Source organism: Bacillota bacterium LX-D (assembly GCA_031628995.1).
Classification (GTDB): Bacteria; Bacillota; DUOV01; order DUOV01; family Zhaonellaceae; genus JAVLUO01.
Genome location: JAVLUO010000001.1, coordinates 139,858 through 161,359, shown reverse-complemented (window position 1 = coordinate 161,359; position 21,502 = coordinate 139,858). Strand labels below are relative to the sequence as shown.

At 36.4% G+C, this 21,502-nt stretch carries 24 protein-coding genes and 1 riboswitch; all 24 genes read left to right on the top strand.

Features of this window, described 5'->3' with window-relative positions; genetic code table 11:
- Positions 1–2: 2 nt before the first annotated feature.
- The 24 genes from RDV78_00865 to RDV78_00750 all read left to right on the top strand — a co-directional run bounded on the left by RDV78_00865 (position 3) and on the right by RDV78_00750 (position 21,497).
- The gene (locus RDV78_00865; protein MDS1029052.1) at positions 3–812 is read left to right on the top strand and encodes a DUF4115 domain-containing protein; all 810 of its coding nucleotides are present in this window, start codon (positions 3–5) and stop codon (positions 810–812) included.
- A 23-nt stretch (positions 813–835) separates the two neighbouring features.
- Positions 836–2,170, top strand: a complete 1,335-nt coding sequence (rimO, locus tag RDV78_00860) for a 30S ribosomal protein S12 methylthiotransferase RimO (protein MDS1029051.1) — start codon at positions 836–838, stop codon at positions 2,168–2,170.
- The gene (pgsA, locus tag RDV78_00855; protein MDS1029050.1) at positions 2,157–2,699 is read left to right on the top strand and encodes a CDP-diacylglycerol--glycerol-3-phosphate 3-phosphatidyltransferase; all 543 of its coding nucleotides are present in this window, start codon (positions 2,157–2,159) and stop codon (positions 2,697–2,699) included. The genes rimO and pgsA overlap by 14 nt, the downstream gene beginning before the upstream one ends.
- Positions 2,700–2,809: 110 nt before the next feature.
- Positions 2,810–3,319 (top strand): hypothetical protein, encoded by a 510-nt coding sequence (locus tag RDV78_00850; protein MDS1029049.1) that lies wholly within the window; start codon positions 2,810–2,812, stop codon positions 3,317–3,319.
- Positions 3,320–3,348: 29 nt separating this feature from the next.
- On the top strand, positions 3,349–4,818 hold the full coding sequence (locus tag RDV78_00845) for an AAA family ATPase (protein MDS1029048.1): 1,470 nt from the start codon (positions 3,349–3,351) through the stop codon (positions 4,816–4,818).
- A 172-nt stretch (positions 4,819–4,990) separates the two neighbouring features.
- Entirely contained in the window at positions 4,991–6,025 is a 1,035-nt protein-coding gene (gene recA / locus RDV78_00840) for a recombinase RecA (protein ID MDS1029047.1), read from the top strand.
- Between the two features lie 27 nt (positions 6,026–6,052).
- A complete protein-coding gene (locus RDV78_00835; GenBank protein MDS1029046.1) occupies positions 6,053–6,535 on the top strand; it encodes a regulatory protein RecX in 483 nt (160 codons plus the stop codon).
- Between the two features lie 358 nt (positions 6,536–6,893).
- On the top strand, positions 6,894–8,414 hold the full coding sequence (gene rny, locus RDV78_00830) for a ribonuclease Y (protein MDS1029045.1): 1,521 nt from the start codon (positions 6,894–6,896) through the stop codon (positions 8,412–8,414).
- A gap of 148 nt (positions 8,415–8,562) precedes the next feature.
- Positions 8,563–9,081, top strand: coding sequence for a hypothetical protein (locus RDV78_00825; protein MDS1029044.1), 519 nt, complete (start codon positions 8,563–8,565; stop codon positions 9,079–9,081).
- 84 nt (positions 9,082–9,165) lie between these two features.
- Entirely contained in the window at positions 9,166–9,951 is a 786-nt protein-coding gene (locus RDV78_00820) for a TIGR00282 family metallophosphoesterase (protein ID MDS1029043.1), read from the top strand.
- Between the two features lie 130 nt (positions 9,952–10,081).
- Positions 10,082–10,342 carry a stage V sporulation protein SpoVS gene (gene spoVS, locus RDV78_00815; protein MDS1029042.1) on the top strand — a complete coding sequence of 87 codons (261 nt, stop codon included), beginning with the start codon at positions 10,082–10,084 and terminating at the stop codon, positions 10,340–10,342.
- 96 nt (positions 10,343–10,438) lie between these two features.
- Positions 10,439–11,386: a dipeptidase gene (locus RDV78_00810; GenBank protein ID MDS1029041.1), complete on the top strand. Its 948-nt coding sequence runs from the start codon at positions 10,439–10,441 to the stop codon at positions 11,384–11,386.
- Between the two features lie 13 nt (positions 11,387–11,399).
- Positions 11,400–12,242, top strand: a complete 843-nt coding sequence (locus RDV78_00805; GenBank protein MDS1029040.1) for a PHP domain-containing protein — start codon at positions 11,400–11,402, stop codon at positions 12,240–12,242.
- Between the two features lie 344 nt (positions 12,243–12,586).
- Positions 12,587–12,761: riboswitch (cobalamin riboswitch) on the top strand.
- A 101-nt stretch (positions 12,762–12,862) separates the two neighbouring features.
- Entirely contained in the window at positions 12,863–13,462 is a 600-nt protein-coding gene (gene cobU / locus RDV78_00800) for a bifunctional adenosylcobinamide kinase/adenosylcobinamide-phosphate guanylyltransferase (protein ID MDS1029039.1), read from the top strand.
- Positions 13,440–15,296, top strand: coding sequence for a cobalt-precorrin-5B (C(1))-methyltransferase CbiD (gene cbiD, locus RDV78_00795; GenBank protein MDS1029038.1), 1,857 nt, complete (start codon positions 13,440–13,442; stop codon positions 15,294–15,296). The genes cobU and cbiD overlap by 23 nt, the downstream gene beginning before the upstream one ends.
- The gene (gene cbiE / locus RDV78_00790) at positions 15,290–15,901 is read left to right on the top strand and encodes a precorrin-6y C5,15-methyltransferase (decarboxylating) subunit CbiE (GenBank protein ID MDS1029037.1); all 612 of its coding nucleotides are present in this window, start codon (positions 15,290–15,292) and stop codon (positions 15,899–15,901) included. Before cbiD ends, cbiE begins: the two co-directional genes overlap by 7 nt.
- Entirely contained in the window at positions 15,894–16,484 is a 591-nt protein-coding gene (gene cbiT / locus RDV78_00785; protein MDS1029036.1) for a precorrin-6Y C5,15-methyltransferase (decarboxylating) subunit CbiT, read from the top strand. Before cbiE ends, cbiT begins: the two co-directional genes overlap by 8 nt.
- A complete protein-coding gene (gene cobI, locus RDV78_00780) occupies positions 16,484–17,197 on the top strand; it encodes a precorrin-2 C(20)-methyltransferase (protein MDS1029035.1) in 714 nt (237 codons plus the stop codon). The genes cbiT and cobI overlap by 1 nt, the downstream gene beginning before the upstream one ends.
- Positions 17,197–17,955, top strand: a complete 759-nt coding sequence (gene cobM, locus RDV78_00775) for a precorrin-4 C(11)-methyltransferase (GenBank protein MDS1029034.1) — start codon at positions 17,197–17,199, stop codon at positions 17,953–17,955. The genes cobI and cobM overlap by 1 nt, the downstream gene beginning before the upstream one ends.
- Positions 17,955–19,025, top strand: coding sequence for a cobalt-precorrin 5A hydrolase (locus tag RDV78_00770; protein ID MDS1029033.1), 1,071 nt, complete (start codon positions 17,955–17,957; stop codon positions 19,023–19,025). Before cobM ends, RDV78_00770 begins: the two co-directional genes overlap by 1 nt.
- Entirely contained in the window at positions 18,977–19,747 is a 771-nt protein-coding gene (cobJ, locus tag RDV78_00765; protein ID MDS1029032.1) for a precorrin-3B C(17)-methyltransferase, read from the top strand. The genes RDV78_00770 and cobJ overlap by 49 nt, the downstream gene beginning before the upstream one ends.
- Positions 19,744–20,517, top strand: a complete 774-nt coding sequence (gene cobK, locus RDV78_00760; protein ID MDS1029031.1) for a precorrin-6A reductase — start codon at positions 19,744–19,746, stop codon at positions 20,515–20,517. Before cobJ ends, cobK begins: the two co-directional genes overlap by 4 nt.
- Positions 20,514–20,879 carry a CbiX/SirB N-terminal domain-containing protein gene (locus tag RDV78_00755; protein MDS1029030.1) on the top strand — a complete coding sequence of 122 codons (366 nt, stop codon included), beginning with the start codon at positions 20,514–20,516 and terminating at the stop codon, positions 20,877–20,879. The genes cobK and RDV78_00755 overlap by 4 nt, the downstream gene beginning before the upstream one ends.
- The gene (locus tag RDV78_00750; protein ID MDS1029029.1) at positions 20,880–21,497 is read left to right on the top strand and encodes a precorrin-8X methylmutase; all 618 of its coding nucleotides are present in this window, start codon (positions 20,880–20,882) and stop codon (positions 21,495–21,497) included.
- Positions 21,498–21,502: the final 5 nt, after the last annotated feature.

Here is a 21,502-nt window from a genome sequence, read left to right as displayed (position 1 = left end):
GTATGGGACTTGTTGGAGAAACTTTAAGGCAAGCGCGAGAAGCTAAAGACCTTACTTTGCTTGATGTTGAAGCGGCAACAAAAATAAGGTTAAAATATCTAGAGGCTTTGGAAAACGAAAAGTATTCTGAAATTCCAGGGCGAGTTTATGTTATCGGCTTTTTAAAAAGCTATGCAAAATTTTTAGGATTGCAGGATTACGCTTTAGTCGAAGAGTATAAAGCTGCAAATAAAAATGAGGAACCTGCACAGCTTAGAGTAAAAACTCCTACAACTAATAAGACGGATAAGACTAATGTTTTCTACATAAATAAAAAAGCTTTTAAATTTAGTGGCATTGCCTTAACTGCTGTTGCCTTGTTTGCCTTTATTTATCTTTATCAGTTGGGACGGACAAATTTGCCGGCAGCAAATCAAACTCAATCTTCTCCCACTACGGTCCAGGAACATCAGCAAAATTCTTCAGCAAATGCAAGTAACCAAAAAGAACCTAAACAGTCCCAGTCTGAGTCTGGAGCAGAGCAAGAAGAAAATTCTTCAGGTGTAAATGTTTCTTTAAAGATTCTTTCTGATGAAGGTAATAGGTGTTGGATTAATGTCATCATAGATGGTGAACAAGATTTTAGTGGTGTGTTAGAAGCAGGAGATAGCAAGGACTTTACAGGTAAAGATGTGATAAAAATTAGGTTTGGTAACCCACGTGTAGTTCAGGTGCGTTTAAATGGAAAGGATCAAGGTAAATTAAGTCCATCCAGTCATGCTATAACAAAAGAATTTACTGCAAGCAATACAGATCCAGTTAAGAATAATTAAACTGATATAAAGGGGAATTTATATTGGCAAAAGTTGCCGTAGTTACTTTAGGCTGCGATAAAAATACAGTTGATTCAGAATGTATGCTGGGTTTGCTTAATCAAGAACAGTACCATATTGTTACAAATACTAGAGAGGCAGACATTATTATCATAAATACTTGTGGCTTTATCACAGCTGCTAAAGAGGAATCTATTAATACCATTTTAGAAATGGTTAATTTAAAAAAAATTAAGCCCGAATTAAAGGTAATTGTTACTGGTTGTCTTGTACAAAAATATTGCACGGAGTTAGCCGAGGAAATACCTGAGGTAGATGGTTTTTTAGGCAGCAACGATGTTACAGCTTTGCCTGCGTTACTAGATAAAGTTAGTGCCGGTCAACGTATAACAAAGCTGCAAAAGAGTACAAATAACCCTGATTTATATATTCCAAGGGTTAAATCAACAGAATATTATTCTTATTTAAAAGTTGCCGAAGGCTGTGATAAAAAATGCACTTACTGTGCTATTCCTGAAATGCGGGGCGGATATGCAAGTAGGAGTATTGCTTCTTTGCTTAAGGAAACGGAAATTATGGCCCAATCAGGTATCAAAGAAATTTCTTTAGTTGCTCAGGATATTACACTTTATGGCGAAGATCTTTATCATGAGCTGAGTTTAGTAAAACTGCTTCAGCAAATTGCTAAAATTTCTGATTTAGAATGGATTAGGCTTTTATACTGTTATCCAGATCATATAACCGATGAGCTAATAAATTTTATTGCTGCAGAAACAAAGGTATGTAATTACTTAGACATACCTTTACAGCATGCACACCCGGAAATTTTGAAGCAAATGGGCAGACGTGGCAATACAGAGCAAATAATAAAATTAATAGAAAAATTGCGCACCAAAATCCCTAATGTTGCTTTACGGACTACATTTATAGTGGGATTTCCGGGTGAAACGGAACGGCATTTTCAAACCTTACTAGACTTTATGTCTTTAATAAAGTTTGATTGGGTTGGGGTTTTTACCTATTCACAGGAGGAAGGTACTGTTGCGGCTGGTTTTGCAAATCAGGTACCTGATGAAGTTAAAGAAGAACGTTTTCACAGAGCTATGCTACATCAACTAGAAATTACTTCAGCAAATAATAACAAATGGTTAGGAAAAACAGTTCCAGTTCTTGTGGAGGGAAAAGCATTGGAACGTGATGGATTTTGGCAGGGTAGAACCGAACAGCAGGCTCCAGAGGTAGATGGTTCTGTGCTTTTTTCAGCCGATAAGGTCGAGCCAGGAGAATTTGTACCAGTACTGATTAGGCGGGTAGAGGAGTACGATTTAATAGGAGAGATTCAAAATGAATTTAGCTAATCAATTGACGTTGCTAAGGATAATTTTAGCTCCACTTTTTATGATTCTGTTATTAATAAAAATTCCGTATGGTCAATTTTTTGCAGCTTTTATTTTTATTTTAGCTGCTAGTACAGATGGTATTGATGGATATATTGCTCGTAGTCGCAAACAAATTACAAATTTGGGAAAAATTATGGATCCTTTAGCTGATAAGCTTTTAATCTCTGCAGCTCTTATATCATTGGTGGAATTAAATTTAATAACCGCTTGGGTTGCTTTTATTATTATTGCTAGGGAATTTGCCGTAACTGGTTTGAGAGTAGTAGCTGCGGCTGAGGGCTTTGTGATTGTTGCCAGCTCATTAGGCAAAATTAAAACTGTGAGCCAAATTGTTGCTATTTCAGCAATATTACTAAGAGATTTGCCTATTCCTTACTTTGAAATTGCTACACTTGTAGTTTTGTACTTTGCTGTTTTTATTACAATTATTTCAGGAATAGACTACTTTACTAAATCCAAGGCGTTGCTCCAAGAAAATCAAAATTAGGTATCTCCATGCTTGGTTTAAACCGAGCGTTTTTTTTTGCCACCCTTTTCATAAAGATTAATTAGTTTTACTATGTTATAATTTCGATTAGTATGATGGGGGGGATAAGCTTGAAAATAAAAGACTTACGCCTACATTTAATAATTTTTTATACATGTTTGTTTCTAATACTACTTTTAGCCGGTCATGAGGTATATGAACGTTATTATGTACAACATTCGCTAGTTGATAAAATAAATTCTATTGCTGGGGTTCAGAAGGTAGTGGTTATTAAGTCAAAGGAAAATTTAACATTAAATATCACCTTAGGTACAGTTGATGATTTGAATAGTACTTATCAGCAAATTAAAAATTCAATTGTTTTACCAAAAAAAATTAAGACTGAAATTAAACTTAAAGACAAAAGAAACAATAGGCTTTCTAATATTTGGAATGAAAGCAAATTTATTATCTACGAAGCTTTAGAAAAAGGTAATTTCACTAAAATGAAAAGCGATTTGAAAATAATGATGGGTAGTTCCGGATTAGATAAATGGGAGGTAAGTATAGATAATAACAATATATATGTTGGAATGTACGATGGATCCAATTATTTATATGAAATTATACCTCGCAAATAAGGTGATTGTGATTGAGGGGTGTTGATAAAATGGTATTTGAGGCCGGAATTGGTTTTGCATTAGCATTAATAATTTTTTTAGCCATCCTAGGCTATAATATAGCTCCGTTTCTAGTAATCTTACTTATTATCGGGGCTTTTTACTTTATTCTCATACAAAAAGGGGTCGTTAATTACCCTAGAGTCAATAAGTATGTTGTCAAAAGTAAAATTTGTTTCGATGATATTGGTGGGCAGAATACTGCTAAGCAGGAATTAAAAGAAGCCCTTGATTTTATTGTAGCTTCAGAAAAGGCTCAAAATTTAGGTATAAGACCTTTAAAAGGAATACTTCTAACAGGTCCCCCTGGGACAGGGAAAACCTTGCTGGCTAAAGCAGCAGCTAGTTATACTGATGCGGCAATGCTGGTATCAGCCGGATCCGAATTCGTGGAAATGTATGCAGGTGTAGGAGCTAAAAGGGTTAGATCTTTATTCAAGAAAGCTAAAGAAACAGCACTTAAGGAAAATAAAAACAGAGCAGTTATTTTTATTGATGAGATTGAAGTGCTTGGCGGAAAAAGGGGTAGTAATACTAGTCACCTGGAATACGATCAAACTTTAAATCAATTGTTAGTTGAAATGGATGGTTTGAAGGCGAATAATATTTTAGTTATTGCTGCTACAAATAGAGTAGATATGTTGGATTCTGCTCTCTTAAGGCCTGGTCGTTTTGATAGGCTGGTAAAAGTAGATTTGCCTGATAAAGCGGGAAGGTTGCAAATACTAAAAATTCACACTAGAAACAAGCCATTAGGACAAGATGTTGATTTGGAAAGTATAGCCCAAGAGAGTTTTGGATTCTCAGGAGCCCACTTGGAAAGCTTAGCAAATGAAGCTGCTATTTATGCTTTGCGCGATGGGAATACAACTATCGAAAATCGTCATTTCCGCGAAGCTTTGGATAAAGTTATGTTGGGAGAAAAACTTGATAAAAAACCTAACGCTGATGAATTGGCAAGAGTAGCTATTCATGAAGCAGGTCATGGTATAATTAGTGAACTAATGCGGCCTGGTTCTGTTGCTACGATTACGGTTATTCCGCGTAACCAGGCTTTGGGATATGTAAGGCAAAAGCCGGAAAGTGATACTTGTCTTTATACAAAAAGCTTTTTGGAAAAACAAATTAAAATTACACTAGCTGGTGCTGTCGCTGAAGAAATTATTTTAGGGGAACGGAGTACTGGTTCTGCTAACGATTTTCAGGAGGCTGTAAAGTTAGCCAAACAAATTATATTAAATGGACTTTCTCCATTAGGTATTATTGATCCTGAGCAGAACGATCAAATAATTCGTGATATGTTGCAGGAAATTCTGCACGAGCAGGAGAATCAGGTTAAGGACATGCTGAAAAAGCAAAAAGAGATTTTGGTTAAAGTTGCTGCAGAGTTGAAAAAGGAAGAGAAAGTAAGCGGAGAACAATTAAGGGCTTTAATGACCGAGGATATGCAATGTGCTTAATACCCGTGTATAAAGTTCTTTGAGGCAGCTAGTTATTTAATAATTAAATAACTAGTTGCTTTTTTAGTTAGAAAATGTAGTAAGTTGTCTAAAACTAAAAGAATTGACAGTTTTCGGAAAGTAGTCTATAATGCCGTTAACGAACGGATGTTTTATTAGGGGTGGGTTGATGATGTCAGATAAAATGAAAGCATTGGAAATAGCATTAAATAATATTGAAAAACAATTTGGTAAGGGCTCTATTATGAAACTTGGTGATGCAGCTGCTAATATGCAAATTGAGGTAATATCTACGGGAGCTTTAGCGTTAGATTTGGCTTTGGGAGTCGGAGGAGTACCAAAAGGTAGAATTATTGAGATTTATGGCCCAGAATCTTCTGGAAAAACAACAGTTGCTTTACATATTATTGCTGAGGCTCAAAAAAATGGTGGGAATGCAGCATTTATTGATGCTGAACATGCCCTTGATCCTACATATGCCCATAACTTGGGTGTAGATGTAGATAATTTATTAGTTTCTCAACCGGATACGGGAGAGCAGGCTCTGGAAATTGCAGAAGCTTTAGTACGAAGTGGTGCTATTGATGTAATAGTTATTGATTCGGTTGCTGCATTAGTACCAAAAGCAGAAATTGATGGTGATATGGGTGATGCTCACGTCGGGTTACAAGCTAGGCTAATGTCCCAAGCTTTACGTAAACTAGCAGGAGTTATTAGTAAGTCTCATACAGTTGCGATTTTTATTAACCAGCTTAGGGAAAAAGTTGGGGTTATGTTTGGCAGCCCAGAAACTACTCCCGGAGGAAGAGCCCTCAAGTTTTATTCTTCAGTACGATTGGAAGTTAGAAAAGTTGAGACATTAAAGCAAGGAGCTGACATGATTGGCAGCAGAACGAGGATAAAGGTAGTAAAAAATAAAGTGGCACCTCCATTTAAACAAGCTGAATGTGATATTATGTACGGAGCAGGCATTTCTCGTGAAGGAAGTATCATAGATTTAGGTTCAGAGCTTAATATTATTCAGAAAAGTGGTTCTTGGTATTCCTATAATGATGAAAAACTAGGTCAAGGTAGGGAAAACGCCAAGGAATATTTAAAGGAACATGCTGAATTAGCAAATTTAATCGAACAGCAAATTAGACAAATGGTTTTAGGTGTTGAAGAAAAAAAAGGTTCAATAAATATTGAAAACGAAGAACTAAATTAAAATGATGACAGGTATGGGAAAGAAATTATGGAAAAAGATCAACAAGCTGCTTTGAAATATGCCCTTAGAATATTGGGTTTACGTCCTTACACCGCCGAAAACCTAAAAATGAAATTGCAAAAAAAAGGATTTGCAATGGAGGATATCAATTGTGTTATCGATTATTGTAAGGAGAGAAAATATATAGATGATTTAGATTATGCCAGGCGTTGGATTTGTAATTCCAAGGAGCTTAGACCAATGGGCAGAAAAAGAGTTTTTCAAGAGCTTAAGATGAAAGGTATAGATGTAGAGCTTATTGAAACTGGTATAAATGAGTTACTAAGCTTGGAAGACGAAGAAGAGTTAGCACTTAAATTATTGCATAAAAAATTTAAAGATTGCGATTTAAATCGACAAAATATGCCTAAGGCATATAGCTTTTTAGTCAGGAGAGGCTTTTCTTATGCTACGGCACGCAAGGCCTTAGATACATTTTTTGGACGGATAGGATGCTTAAGCCATTTTTAGACGGGGCTTTGCTTGACATCATTTTGATGGAATATTACAATATTATAGGGAGAAATTTTTGTTAGAACTTAACGCTGTTAGTGTAGGCTTTAATATGGTATATATGGTTCTAAATATATTTTAATAGCAGATGTCAATTTTTACTATTGATATATAATTTTTCTATTATTATAATCTGTTATTACAAATAGATTTTCCAACGAATTAGTTGTCTGTCTATATACCATTAGTCTATTAAAACCTGTACACTTAAGGAGTAAAGTTTCTAATTTAAGCCGGGTTTCTGCTCGGCTTAAATTATTGAAATGCACTACTAAAATTCTAGAATGGAGGTGAGACTATTAACTGGATAAACTTAATAGTGCTATTACTTTCTGTCTTAGCAGCGTTCGTAGGCGGTTATTTCTTACGTAAGTCACTAGCCGAGGCTAAAATAGCATCAGCAGAAGAAGCTGCTCGAAAAATAGTAGAAGATGCTGAAAAGGAAGCTGAAGCCAAAAAGAGAGAGTCTATTCTTGAAGCTAAAGAGGAAGTGCATAAGTTACGTAATGAAGTGGAACGAGAACATAGGGAAAGACGTAATGAGCTGCAGAGACTGGAAAGAAGATTAATACAAAAAGAGGAATCTTTAGATCGCAAAGGTGAGGCTCTTGAACGAAAGGAAGAAGTAAATCATAAAAGGGAACAAGAGCTGGAAAAAATAAAAGCTAGCGTAAATGAGCTTTATAATCAACAAGTTACCGAGTTAGAAAGAATTTCAAATTTAACTACTGAGGAAGCGAGAGAGTTATTGCTTTCCAATGTGGAAGAAGAGATTAAACATGAAACAGCTTTAATGATTAAAGAAATAGAGAGCCAAGCGAAAGAAGAAGGGGAAAAAAGAGCTCGCGATATTATTACTTTTGCCATCCAACGTTGTGCAGCTGATCATGTTGCCGAAACAACAGTATCGGTTGTTCCTTTACCTAACGATGAAATGAAAGGGAGAATTATCGGTAGAGAAGGAAGAAATATTAGAACGTTGGAAACTCTAACGGGTATTGACTTAATTATTGATGATACTCCAGAAGCAGTTATTCTATCTGGTTTCGACCCAATTAGAAGAGAAGTTGCGCGTATAGCTTTAGAAAAATTAATTGTAGATGGGCGCATTCATCCTGCGCGCATTGAAGAAATGGTTGAAAAGGCCAAGAAAGAAGTTGAGCAAATTATCAGGGAAGAAGGAGAACAAGCTACTTTTGAAACAGGCATTCATGGACTTCACCCTGAATTGGTAAAATTGCTTGGAAGGTTAAAGTTTAGAACTAGTTATGGGCAAAATGTACTTAAACACTCAGTTGAAGTAGCTCATTTAGCGGCTTCAATGGCTGCAGAACTTGGTGCTGATGTACAGTTGGCTAAAAGAGCTGGGTTGTTGCATGATATTGGAAAATCAGTTGACCATGAAGTTGAAGGCCCCCACGTTACTATTGGGGTAGATTTAGCTCGAAAATATAAAGAATCTCCTGATGTAATTCATGCTATTGCTGCTCACCACGGTGATATTGAACCTCAAAGTATTGAGGCTGTATTGGTTCAAGCTGCCGATGCTGTTTCGGCTGCTCGCCCGGGAGCAAGAAGAGAAACATTAGAATCTTATATTAAACGTTTACAGCGCCTTGAAGAAATCGCAGATGCTTTTGAAGGTGTAGAAAAATCATTTGCAATACAAGCTGGGCGTGAAATTAGAATAATGGTTAAGCCTGAAAAGATTGATGACTTAGGGTCAGTTCGCATTGCCAGAGATATTGTTAAAACTATTGAAAATGAATTAGAATATCCTGGACAGATTAAGGTAGTTGTCATCAGGGAAACCAGAGCTGTTGAATATGCAAAATAATACGGATTTAGAAAATAAAGCGGCTATATGCAGCCGCTTTACATTTTTGCCAAAAAATTTAGGTCTTGATTTATATGAACATTGCAGGAAATCAACAGGCGATGCAGAACTAACTTCTATGGACAAAGTATGGAGGCAGGTGTGACTTTTGCGTTTAAAATATAAAAATGGAGAAGAAGTTTCCGATAGTATAGGTTTATTAATTTCGATATTAGTCCGATACCCGGAGGTTAGTTCAACAAATTATGACCCGGAAAATAGCATTTTAACTTTGAGCTTTACTTTAACAAAGATTAACGATGAAAATAAAATAAATTGCTTTATAGAAAAATTTGTTACTTGCTTAGAAACGTTAAATTTTTTAGAGGATAGGGAACCTAGTATTATTGAAATAAAACATATAACGTATGATAAGTTAATAATGCTTGAAATACAAAGAGATGTAAACACAATAACTCATAGTGAAATAGCTCTAATTATATCTTTATTACAGGAAGAATTTACGCATAATATTGTTGCAGATGATAATGATAGCTTTATGGAAGAGGATTTGCAAATGCAAGAAGAATTGATTGTTAATATGCTGGAGAATTTAAAAGAATCTAACCTGGGAAAAAAGCTTATTGCTTTTCGGGAAGAAGGTAGAGTACTAGTTTTTAATAAATAGATCTAATCTTGCCTTAACATATACAAGGGACATTTGGTGTCCCTTTTAATTATGAACACAAAAATATAATAACTGGTGATAAATATGAAAATACTTGTTTTGGGTGATATAGTTGGCAAACCTGGGCGCCAAGCAGTAAAACACTTTATAAAAAATTTTCTCCAGGTAAATGAAATTGATCTTATAATAGCAAATGGCGAAAATGCGGCAGGTGGTAACGGCATTACGAAGGACACAGCCGTGGAATTATTTAATAGCGGTATAAATGTTTTAACTATGGGTAATCATGTTTGGGATAAGAAAGAAGCAATCAAACTGATTGATTCTGAATATCGGATTGTAAGACCTGCAAACTACCCGCCTGGTACACCGGGAAAAGGTTATACTGTAGTTAAAACTAAAACAGGAGATAAGGTTGCAGTATTAAATCTTTCTGGAAGGGTGTTTTTGTCAAATTTAGATTGCCCTTTTAGGCTTGGCGAGCAATTAATAAAGGAAATAAAGCAAGTTACTAATAAAATTATCATCGACTTTCATGCTGAAGCAACATCAGAAAAGATAGCTTTCGCCTGGTTTATGGATGGAAAAGTTAGTGCTATTTATGGTACACATACTCATGTTCCCACCAATGATTTTCGAATCTTGCCTAAGGGAACTGCTTATATAACTGATTTGGGTATGTCAGGACCTAGAGACTCGGTTTTAGGTGTAAAAACAGAATTGGCCATTCAAAAGTTTATTACTCAGATGCCTGTTCGTTTTGAAGTGGCTAATGGTCCTGTCCAAGTAAATGGAATTATACTTGAGTTAATGGATGATGGTAAAGCAAGTAAAATTGAACCTGTTCTTGTTAACTACAAGTATATTTAAAACTTAAGTTTAATCTACTTATAAATTTTATAATTTTTTTTGTTAAATAAAGGATTTTTTGTAAGCTGGCAGAATATATATTTACTATAAAAGGGGATAGTGAAGTAGTCACCAAAAGGAGGTCAATTTGATGGAAGTATTGAAAGTTTCAGCAAAGTCCAGTCCAAATGCTGTTGCCGGTGCATTAGCAGGAGTTCTCAGAGAAAGAGGAGGAGCTGAGATCCAGGCAATAGGTGCAGGAGCATTAAACCAGGCCGTTAAAGCAGTAGCTATCGCAAGAGGATTTGTAGCGCCCAGTGGAGTAGATTTAATATGTATTCCAGCATTTACTGACATTCAAATCGATGGTGAAGAAAGAACAGCAATAAAGTTAATTGTTGAACCCCGGTAAACTTTTGAATTAGTCTAAAAAAGTTAATATTTTTAAGCTTAGTCCTACTATTCTGCTTAGTAGGGCTTTTTTATTTATTTAAGGTGAGGTGAAATTATGCTAATTATAGATGGGCATTGTGACACTATACTTGATATTGTAAATAAAAAAAGAAGATTAGGTGAAAAGTCAAATATTGGACATGTTGATTTACCCCGCTTAAGGGAAGCTGGAGTCAATGTCCAATTCTTTGCCTTATTTGTTGAATCCATCTTCAAACCACATAATTCGTTGCTTAGGGTAATGCAGATGATTGATACTTTGTATGAGGAAGCAGAGTTAAATGCGAAGTATCTAAATGTTGTTACTACCCAAAGAGAATTAAAACAAAATATAGAAAAAAATGAACAGGTTGCAGCTATCATAAGCATAGAGGGTGGAGAAGCATTAGAAGGGGATATTGGCGTTTTGAAATGCTTATTTAAACTTGGTGTACGGTCACTGGGGCTTACCTGGAATCAAAGAAATGCTTTAGCAGACGGAGTAGGGGAGGGGGATAATGCAGGAGGTCTCAGTAGTTTTGGAAAACAAGTTGTGAGAGAAATGAATGACCTTGGCATAATTGTAGATTTGGCTCATATTGCTGAAAAGGGATTCTGGGATGTTTTAGATATCACTACAAAACCAGTTTTAGTTTCCCATGCTAATTGTAAAAGTGTTTGGAATCACCGAAGAAATATTACTGACAAACAAATTAAAGCGCTAGCAGCAATTGAAGGAGTTGTAGGAGTGACCTTCGTACCAGATTTTGTTGGAGAAAAACCCTCTATAGTGAAATTAGTGGAACATATAGATCATATATGTCAAGTTGTAGGTAATGCTAATCATGTGGGCATTGGCTCTGATTTTGATGGTACTGAAAGTATAGTAGAGGGTTTGGAAGACGTAACTAAGCTTCAGAATTTAATAAAAGCTTTAGAACACCATGGATTTAGTGCAGAGGATATTTCCAAAATAATGGGAAAAAATATGCTCAGAGTGTTAATGGCAAATTTACCGGTTTGAAAGGAATTTAATTATGCTTATAGATTTGCACATTCATACGACAGCTTCTGATGGAGTTCTTTCTCCGAAAGAGATAGTAGCTTTTGCTCATGAGCAAGGGTTGTTAGCCATAGCTATTACTGACCACGATACTACGGATGGATTAGATGAGGGATTAAGAGAAGGAAAAAGGAAAAAAATTGATGTTATTCCTGGCTTAGAACTAAGTACAGATTTCAAGACAAGAGAAGTGCATCTTCTTGGATATTATATTGAGTATCAAAACGAATTTTTTCAGCGGAAACTTTCGACTTTGCGAGATAATAGAGTTAAAAGAGCAAAAAGTATTGTAGCAAAATTAAATTATCTAGGGTTTAAGCTTGATTGGGAGCACATTTTAGCTATTGCCCGAGGAGGAAGTGTGGGCAGACCGCATATAGCTCAAGCACTAATGGAAAAAAGCTATATTTCCTCAATTGAAGAGGGCTTTAATAAACTATTAGTTAAGGGTGCCCCCGCTTATGTTCCCAGGGAGAAAATTTCTATAGCTGAAGGAATCGCCTTGATTAAAGAGGCCAAGGGAATCCCTGTTTTAGCTCACCCGGGATTATTAAACGACAGAAGCCTTGTTCAAGAACTGCTTGGGCTGGGAATAGAGGGGTTAGAGGCTTATTATCCATTACATAGTCAAAAAGAGACCACATATTGCCTTCAACTTTGTTCTAAATATGGGCTCATTGCTACTGGTGGTTCTGATTATCATGGCCGGGGAAACGAATTTAGATGTAAAATCGGAGCTGTAGAAGCACCGTATACTATTATTAAAGAGCTGAAAAATAAAGTAAATAAATCTGGTTTTCATAAAATCGCTCCTTAGGCATATATTTAAGAAAAACATGAAGATAAGGTTGTGATGGAATGCAAGATTATGAACTTGAAAAGTTAAAAAAAAAATTAAAAGGTTAGAAGAAAGAATTACTCGACTCCAATCTGGACGCCACCTACTCATGTATTTGCTAGAAAAATCGGAAAAAGAGAAAGCATTATTACTGGAACAAAAAGAACGTGAAAAACAAATACTAAAACTTCAAAACGAGAAATATGCTAAAATAATCTTTCAAAAAACTAACAGTTTGTAATCAAGTCTGATCTAATGTGGCCGGAACATGCCTATTGTATATTTATTCTAGCCTATGTTATAATTAAATAAATTATTTTAACGATTAGAAAAATTTTATAAGTGAAGTGATAGGTTTAAGGGGAATCAGGTTGAAAGCCTGAGCGGTCGCGCCACTGTAACGGGGATATTCCTTCAATTGCCACTGGGGTAAATCGGGAAGGCGGAGGCAAATATGAACCGTAAGCCAGGAAACCTACCTATTGCTTTGCACAATGTCCTTCGCGTAAGGGACAGGTGTCAAAATAGATTAGAAGACTTTGCCTACCTAACGTGGGAAAGGTCTTTTTTTGTTAAGCGTGGGGTAAGGGAGTGGTCTTTTGCAAGGTAAGATTTATTTGGTTATAGGTGGCACAAGAAGCGGTAAAAGTTTTTTTGCCGAACAGATGGTTGAACAATTTTCTTCTCCTGTAGTTTATATTGCCACAGCTGAAGTTAATGATGATGAGATGCAGCAAAGGGTAGAACTACATCAAAAACGCAGGCCTGCTAGCTGGCAAACAGTAGAAGAACCTTATCAAATAGCTAAATTCATCCGAGAAACTAATTTGACTGGAAAAACTATCTTATTGGATTGTTTAACTGTTTATATCAGCAACTTGCTTTGGAAAAATTCTGAAGCAGATGAAGAAGAACAAAAAAGAATAATTTTTCAGGAACTGGGCGAATTACAAGAGGCTATAATCCAATCAGGTGCAACATTTGTTATTGTTTCAAGTGAAGTTGGACTAGGTTTAGTACCTGAATCAAGGCTTGGTAGATTATACCGAGATGTAGTTGGCGAGGCGAATCAAAAAATAGGTGCTGCGGCTGAAGAAATATATTTTGTTTTTGCAGGTATTCCTATTAGTTTAAAAGCCTTACAAAATGTTAATTACTTTGAGAAAGGGATCCGCCATGGAAGTATTAACAATAAGTAATTTAAAAGCTTTAGCCAATACAAAACTAGTAATCAACCAAGGAGAGGCAATTGCTATTTTTGGAACAAATGGTAGTGGAAAGACTAGCTTCCTGGGAGAGTTGGAACAATTCTTTCTAAACTATTCTACAGAAAATTCGTTTAAACTGAAAATAGGTTATTTGGCTCAGACTGATGATAACAAAGCCATAAATATGTCTGTTACTGAATACGTGGCTTCTGGTTTACATAATAAATTGATGCAAAAAGACCAATTAAAAGAAAAAGTACATTCATACTTAGAACAGATACAAATGTCTGGTTATGAAAAAAATATCCTCTCTGACCTAAGTTCTATCCAAAAAAGGATGGTTTCACTGGCTCGAATTTTAGTCGAAGAGCCAAAAATTATTATTTTAGATGAACCTGCTGCAGGAATGGATCAAGGTAATACTAATTTGTTATTCCAAGTTTTAAAGGGATTGCATCAACAAAAAACAACTATCATTTATGCAACTAGTAACTTAGATTTAATTCCCATGTTTGCAGATAAGATTATCGTGCTGGAAGATGGAAAAGCAATTTTAGCTGATGCTCCAGAAAGTGTGTTTAATAATCCAGCACTATTAATGCAAGATAATTTAAATTTACATAGTATTAGAGGCTTATTTATCCCTAACGAGAAAAACAATGTTCAGGATTATTTAACAGTTGGACAAGCACTGCAAAATTTATCTAAGTTTCGCAATTATGATGGAAAAATGTGGCGGAGAGGCTATACTACTGGGTCTTGCGCGGCAGCAGCGGCAAAGGGTGCAGTACTGGCTCTTCTAAAAGGTGATTCCTTAGATAAGGTTGAAATTACGACACCTTTAAATACGACTATAGAGATTCCTATTAAAAATATTACCTTTGAACAAAATAAAGTTTCCTGTAGTGTACTTAAAGACGGTGGTGATGATCCCGATATAACCCATGGTATGGAGATTAAAGCTTCGGTAACTTTAACTGGCCAAGGAATCCAAATCACTGGAGGGCATGGGGTTGGGATTGTAACTAAACCAGGATTAGCTGTTCAACCAGGTTTACCAGCTATTAATCCAGTACCCCGGAAGATGATTAAGGATGCAGTTAGCCCTTTTTTGGCACCTGATCAAGGCTTAAAAATTGAAATTAGTGTACCTGAAGGTGAAAAAGCTGCTGCTAAAACATTAAATCCAAAGCTCGGTATAATTGGTGGTATCTCTATTTTAGGAACTACGGGAATAGTAGAACCCATGTCAGAAGAAGCTTTTAAAACATCTTTAGTTCCTCAAGTAACCATGGCTCAAGCCCTTGGATACAGTACAATTGTACTGACTCCTGGTAGAATGGGACAAAAAAGAGCTGCAGAATATTTTAACTTGCCTGAAAACGCAGTAATTCAAATGAGTAATTTTGTAGGGTTTATGTTAAAGGAATGCAGCAGACTTGGTGTCTCTAATATAATTTTATATGGTCATATTGGCAAGTTAGTAAAAGTTGCAGGGGGGATTTTTCATACCCATAGTAAAGTGGCAGATGCTCGTTTGGAAATTATGGCTACACATGCTTTTTTAAATGGTGCTGATGCTGATTTGGTTAAAAGGATTGTTTACGCTAATACGGCTGAAGAGGCTGTAGGGCTAATCAAAGAAGCTAAAATGGATTATTTATTCAACATTTTAGCAGAGGCAGTTAGCCGAAAAGCAGAAAGTCATGTTGCAAATCAAATTAAAATTGGGACTATTTTAACTGCTCTAAATGGAGACTTTCTGGGACAGGACAAAACTGCCGCCCAATTAATTTATGAATTGAGGTGCAGTAAAATTTGTTAAGTGTCGTTGGTATTGGACCTGGTCATAAAGATTATCTTTTGCCTAAAGCTGTGGAAGTTGTTAATAGTGCGCAAGTTATTATTGGAGGAAAAAGAGCTTTAGAACTTTTTCCTCAACACACCGGCAAAAAAAAAGAAATAACCGGCAAATTAAATGAGGTTGTAGATTTTATTCGGCAGAATCAAAATCAACATATTGCGGTTTTAGTTTCAGGTGATCCTGGCTTTCATAGCCTGCTCACTTTCTTGAAAAAAAAATTTCCCAAGGAAGAAATGCAGGTGATTCCAGGAATTAGTTCTCTGCAAATGGCTTATGCCAAGCTGGGTATGCCCTGGCAAGATGCAATTTTGCTTAGTGCCCATGGACGAGATTTAAATGAGCTGAAAAATTATTTTCAACTTCCAGAACTTGCGCTGTTAACTGATCCCGTAAATAATCCGGCAAAAATAGCTCGGTTTTGGTTGGGAAATGGAGGACAAGATTCAATTTCCTATATCTGCAAAAACTTAAGTTATGAAAATGAAAGTATTAATAAAACTACTTTATCAAGCTTATTAAATTCTGCGGATACTACTCCTTGCGTGATGGTGATTAAAAATGAATAATAAAATGACATATATGGCACCCGGGATACCGGATGAGTTCTTTATCCGCGGAAAAGTGCCGATGACAAAAGAAGAAATCAGGACAGTGACTTTAGCAAAAGCGCAAATCCAGAAAGACAATTGTGTTTATGATGTAGGAGCAGGCACAGGCTCCATTAGCATTGAAGCTGCTTTATTAGCAAATCAAGGTAAAGTTTTTGCCATTGAAAAAAATCCCCAAGGGGTAGCATTGATTCTAGAAAACAAAAAGAACTTTAAAGTGGAAAATTTAGAAGCAATAGCTGGCAGTGCCCCTGAAGCATTAAAATCTTTGCCTGATGCAGATAGGATAATTATCGGAGGGACAGGTGGAACATTAGCTGATACTTTACAAGTTTGTGCCGAGAAGTTAAAACCATTAGGTATTATTGTAATTAACGCTATTACCATAGACACTCTTTGGTATGGAATTGCCAACCTGGAAAAGCTAGGATTTATAACGGATACTTGTGTAATTAATGTATCGAAATTAATGCCTTTAGGAACTACGAAAGCGTTTCAAAGCAATAATCCTGTGTATATTATTCGAGGAGTGAAGAGCTAGTGAAAGGTAAATTTATTGGAATTGGTATTGGCCCAGGAGATCCGGAATTACTCACTTTAAAAGCAATACGCTTAATTCAAGAAACTAAAATAATTTGTGTTCCAAAAGCTAGTAAAGAAAAAGAAAGCGTTGCATTAAAAATTATCGGCTCTTATTTAACAGAAAAACAAACAATTGTAGAATTAATTATGCCTATGACGAAAAATTTTGACGAACTGAAGTCCTATTGGAATGCAGCAGCCGAGACAATTCTTGATTATTTGCGCCAAGGGCAAAATGTCGTCTGCGTAACTTTGGGCGATGCCAGTTTATATAGTACATACCTTTATGTCCAACAATATATAGCGACAGTTGATCCTGAAATTATAATTGAAACAATTCCGGGAATTACCTCCTTCGCAGCAGCAGCAGCACAACTTAATATCTCATTAGCTGAAGGTAATGAAAAGCTTGCAATTATACCTGCAGTTGAAAATGTAGCAGATTTAGAAATTGTCTTAGATACTTTTTCTAACATCATACTTATGAAAGTTTCTGGGCAATTTGAAGAGATTATTGCTACTTTAGAAAAAAGAGGCATTCTTAACCAAAGTATTTTAGTTAGCCGCTGTGGACAGCCTGAAGAAAAGATAGAGTATGATTTAGCTAAGATGAAAGGACAAAAACCAGATTATTTATCATTAATTTTGATTAAACAAGGAGGGAAAGCGTAATGCAAGCTCAAGTATATTTTATAGGAGCAGGCCCTGGTGACCCTGATTTGATTACTGTCAAGGGACAAAAAATTATTGCTCAATCAGATGTAGTTATTTATGCAGGATCGCTAGTTAATCCAGCTCTATTAGACGGCTTGAATTCTGAAGTTGAAATTTATAACAGCGCTGAAATGACTTTGGAAGATGTAATTGACGTTATGATTAAAAGTATCGCTCAAGGTAAAAAGGTAGCAAGAGTACATACTGGTGACCCTAGCATTTATGGTGCAATTCGCGAACAAATGGATATTTTGGACAAACATAATATTACCTATGAAGTAATTCCAGGAGTAAGTTCCTTTTTAGCTGCTGCTGCTAGTCTAAAAAAAGAATATACTTTGCCAGATGTTACTCAAACAATTATTTTGACTCGCATGGAGGGCAGGACACCTGTTCCGGAAAAAGAAAGATTACGCTCCTTAGCTCAACATCAAGCTACCATGTGTATCTTTTTAAGCATTCACTCTTTAGCAGATATGGTAGAAGATCTAAAAACATCTTATGCTCAAGATACTCCTGTGGCTGTAGTTTATAAAGCATCATGGCCTGAGGAGAAAATTGTTCTTGGCACACTAGATACAATTGTAGAAAAAGTAAAAGCTGCAGGAATAACTAAGACAGCTTTAGTAATCGTAGGCCATTTTTTAGGTGATAAATACGCTTTATCAAAGCTTTATGATGCGAATTTTAGCCATGGTTACCGGAGCGCAAAATAATGGCTCTTGCAATAGTTGTACTAACTTCAAAGGGACTTAGACAGGCAAAAAAAATTGCTGCTGCTATCCCTAAGAAAGTTATAATCTATTGTCCTACTAAAATTACTGAGGGGGATATTTCCGTTCATGCCTTTAGTGAGCCGTTAGCATCAATTGCCAAAGATTTATTTGCTGAGCATCAACAATTGCTTTTCATTATGTCTTTGGGAATTGTAGTTAGGGTTATTGCTCCTTATGTTAAAGATAAATCATCGGATCCTGCAGTTGTGGTTATGGATGAACAAGGTTTACATGTTATAAGCGTACTTTCAGGCCATCTTGGTGGTGCAAATCAGCTTACCTTAGAATTAGCAGCAATAAGTGGTGCTGAACCAGTGATAACGACAGCCAGTGACTTACAGGGTAAAGTTGCCATAGATATTATTGCCAGAGATGCCAAGCTAAAATTAGAACCAAAGGAAAACATCAAATACTTAAACAGTGCTTTAGTCAATAATAAGCCAGCACAAGTTTTTTATGAAGAAGCCTTTCAAGATGTAAGCAAGCTCAAAAACCTAATTAGTGATTGGGCTGAAGTGCTTCCTTTAGAGCAATATAAGCAGGATGGCTGTGCAGCTGCATTTTTGACTAGTAAAGAGCTGTTATTACCCCGAAAAGATTGCTTATATCTCCGACCTAAAAGCTTAGTTTTAGGTATCGGGTGTAGAGCTGGCACCACTGAAGAAGAAATTATGTATGCCATTAAGTCAGCTTTAAAACAAGTGGCTCGTTCAATATTAAGCATTAAGAAAATATGCTCGATTGACCTCAAAAGCAAGGAGAAAGGTCTTTTAGCGGCAGCTCAAAGTTTAGGGGTTAAAACTGAATTTTTTGCAGTTAAAAGAATAGAAGACATGATACAACGGCAGTTTGATTTAAGTAAATCAAGCTTTGTGCTAAATAAGATAGGAGTTGAAGGAGTTTGCGAACCGGCAGCATTGTTGGGCGCCAATACAGCGCATTTGATCTTGAGAAAAACCAAATGTCCGAAGGTAACGGTAGCTATTGCAGAGGACATTTGGCAATTGTAGGCATTGGTCCTGGAGCAATTGAAGATATGACAATTAAAGCTTACAACACATTGCTGGAGGCAGATGTAATTGTAGGCTATAAAACTTATTTAGAATTAATTAAGCAGCTCTTAGTCGATCAGGAAAAGGAAATAGTGGGTACTGGTATGACTAAAGAAGTTGAAAGATGCCAAAAGGCTTTGGAAATAGCTGCTGAAGGCAAGAACGTTGCTGTTATTTCAAGTGGAGACCCAGGCGTTTATGGTATGGCCGGCCTAGTATTGGAATTGGCTGAAACAAAGGGCTTACTAAACCAAATTAAGATAAGTGTGGTCCCGGGAGTTACGGCGGCAAGCGCTGGGGCATCAGTACTTGGTGCACCTTTAATGCATGACTTTAGCATTATTAGTTTAAGTGACTTATTAACCCCTTGGGAGTTAATCTTGAAAAGATTAGAAGCTGCAGCTAGTAGTGATTTTGTTGTTGTACTTTATAACCCGAAAAGCCATAAGAGGGTTGAGCATATTGAAAAAGCCAGGGAAATGTTTTTGAAATTTCGGGCTGGCGATACACCTGTAGGTGTTGTTAAAAATGCTTTACGCTCTGGACAAGAAATGTTTGTCAGTGATTTAGAGCATTTTACAGAATTGCCTATTGACATGTTTACTGTTGTTTTAATTGGCAATTCACAGACAAAAGTTATGGGTGGGAAAATCGTAACTCCTAGGGGGTACTCTTGGTGATTTTGGTATTAGGCGGCACTAAGGAGGCAAATGAATTAATTCGTGAGCTGCAAAGCCTTAACTGCCGGGTCTTAGTGACAACAGTTAGTTCCTATGGCGGAGAATTGGCCAAAAGCTGCGGTGCTGAAGAGGTGCTTGTTGATGCTCTTGAGGAGCAGGATTTAGTTCAATTAGTTAAAGAAAAAAAGATAGAAATTCTAATTGATGCAACTCATCCTTACGCAACTGCTATTTCTCAGTTAGCACGTACTGTTTCTGCCAAATGCGGAGTGAAATATTTCCGTTATACTAGACCTGAATGCCGCTGCCAAAATGATTGCTCGAAAGTTATCTGGGTAAATACATATGAACAAGCTGCAGAAACTGCTTTTAAGTTAGGCAATACAGTTTTAGCAACAATTGGCTCTAAAAACCTGGAGTATTTTGTACGAGTTCGGGGCCCTGAGCAAAGACTTATAGTAAGGGTTTTGCCTGAACTTGCTTCTGTTGCCCAATGTAGAAACTTAGGTATTCAACCTAAAGATATTCTTGCTATCCAAGGCCCTTTTTCGGAAACAATGAATAAATTGATTTTTTCTGAGTTTGGGGTAGAAGTTATTGTTAGCAAAGAAAGCGGTAAAAGTGGAGGTTTCGATACAAAATTGTCTGCCGCGGAGAGCTTAGGATTGCCTATGGTAATTATTCGAAGGCCAAAAGAAAACCTAACTGGCCAGGAATTTTTTAGTGATCTTTCGAAACTATTGCAAGTACTGAAAGGAGATTTAAAATGAAACTAGGTGTGGTTATTTTAGGACATGGAAGTAGATTGAATGAAGCTAATAGTGGTTTAGACGACATTGTTAAAATAGTAAAAGATAGAATGAAAAATGCCATCGTAGAACCAGCCTTTATGTCCCAAGCTGAGCCTACAATTTCTGACGCTATTGCCAAACTGGCAGCACAAGATGTTGAGAAAATTGTTGTAATGCCTTTATTCCTTTTTGCAGGTATGCATGTCCAAAAAGACATTCCCGAAATATTGGCTGAGGAAAGAACCAAGCATCCAGGCGTAGAAATTTTATATGCTCCCAATTTAGGAAGCGACCCAAGAATTGTGGACATTATTATTGATCGCATCAAGGAGGTCGAATAGATGAAGTATATTACGGACCCCAATCTAATTGAAGATAAAAGTATGGAGATAATTCGAGGGTTAATGCAAGAATATACATTTACTCCAGAAGAAGAGAAAGTAATCTTTCGAGTTGTACATACAACAGGAGACCCTGCATATGCACCATTAGTTAAAATTCATCCTGAAGCCATTATAGCAGCTAAAAAAGCTCTTGCAAATGGTTGCAGTGTTTTTACAGATATAAAAATGGTAAGAAGCGGCATTAATAGTAAAAAATTAGCAAAGCTAGGTGGAGAAGTAAACTGTGTTATTGATGCTCCAGAAGTAGTGGAAATGGCAAAATCAAAGGGCATCACGCGTTCCATGGCAGCCATGTTATATTTCGGCGAGAAATTAAATGGCAACATTGTGGCAATTGGTAATGCCCCCACGGCTTTGTTTCAATTGTTAGAGTTAGTAGAAACTAAGCAAATAAAGCCGGCTTTAATTATAGGTACACCTGTTGGATTTGTTGGTGCAAGGGAATCTAAAGAAGAACTAACGAAATCTACTATACCGTATATAACTATCGAAGGTAATAAAGGTGGGAGCACAATTGCTGCTACCATCACCAATGCTTTACTTAAACTTGTCTAGGAGGA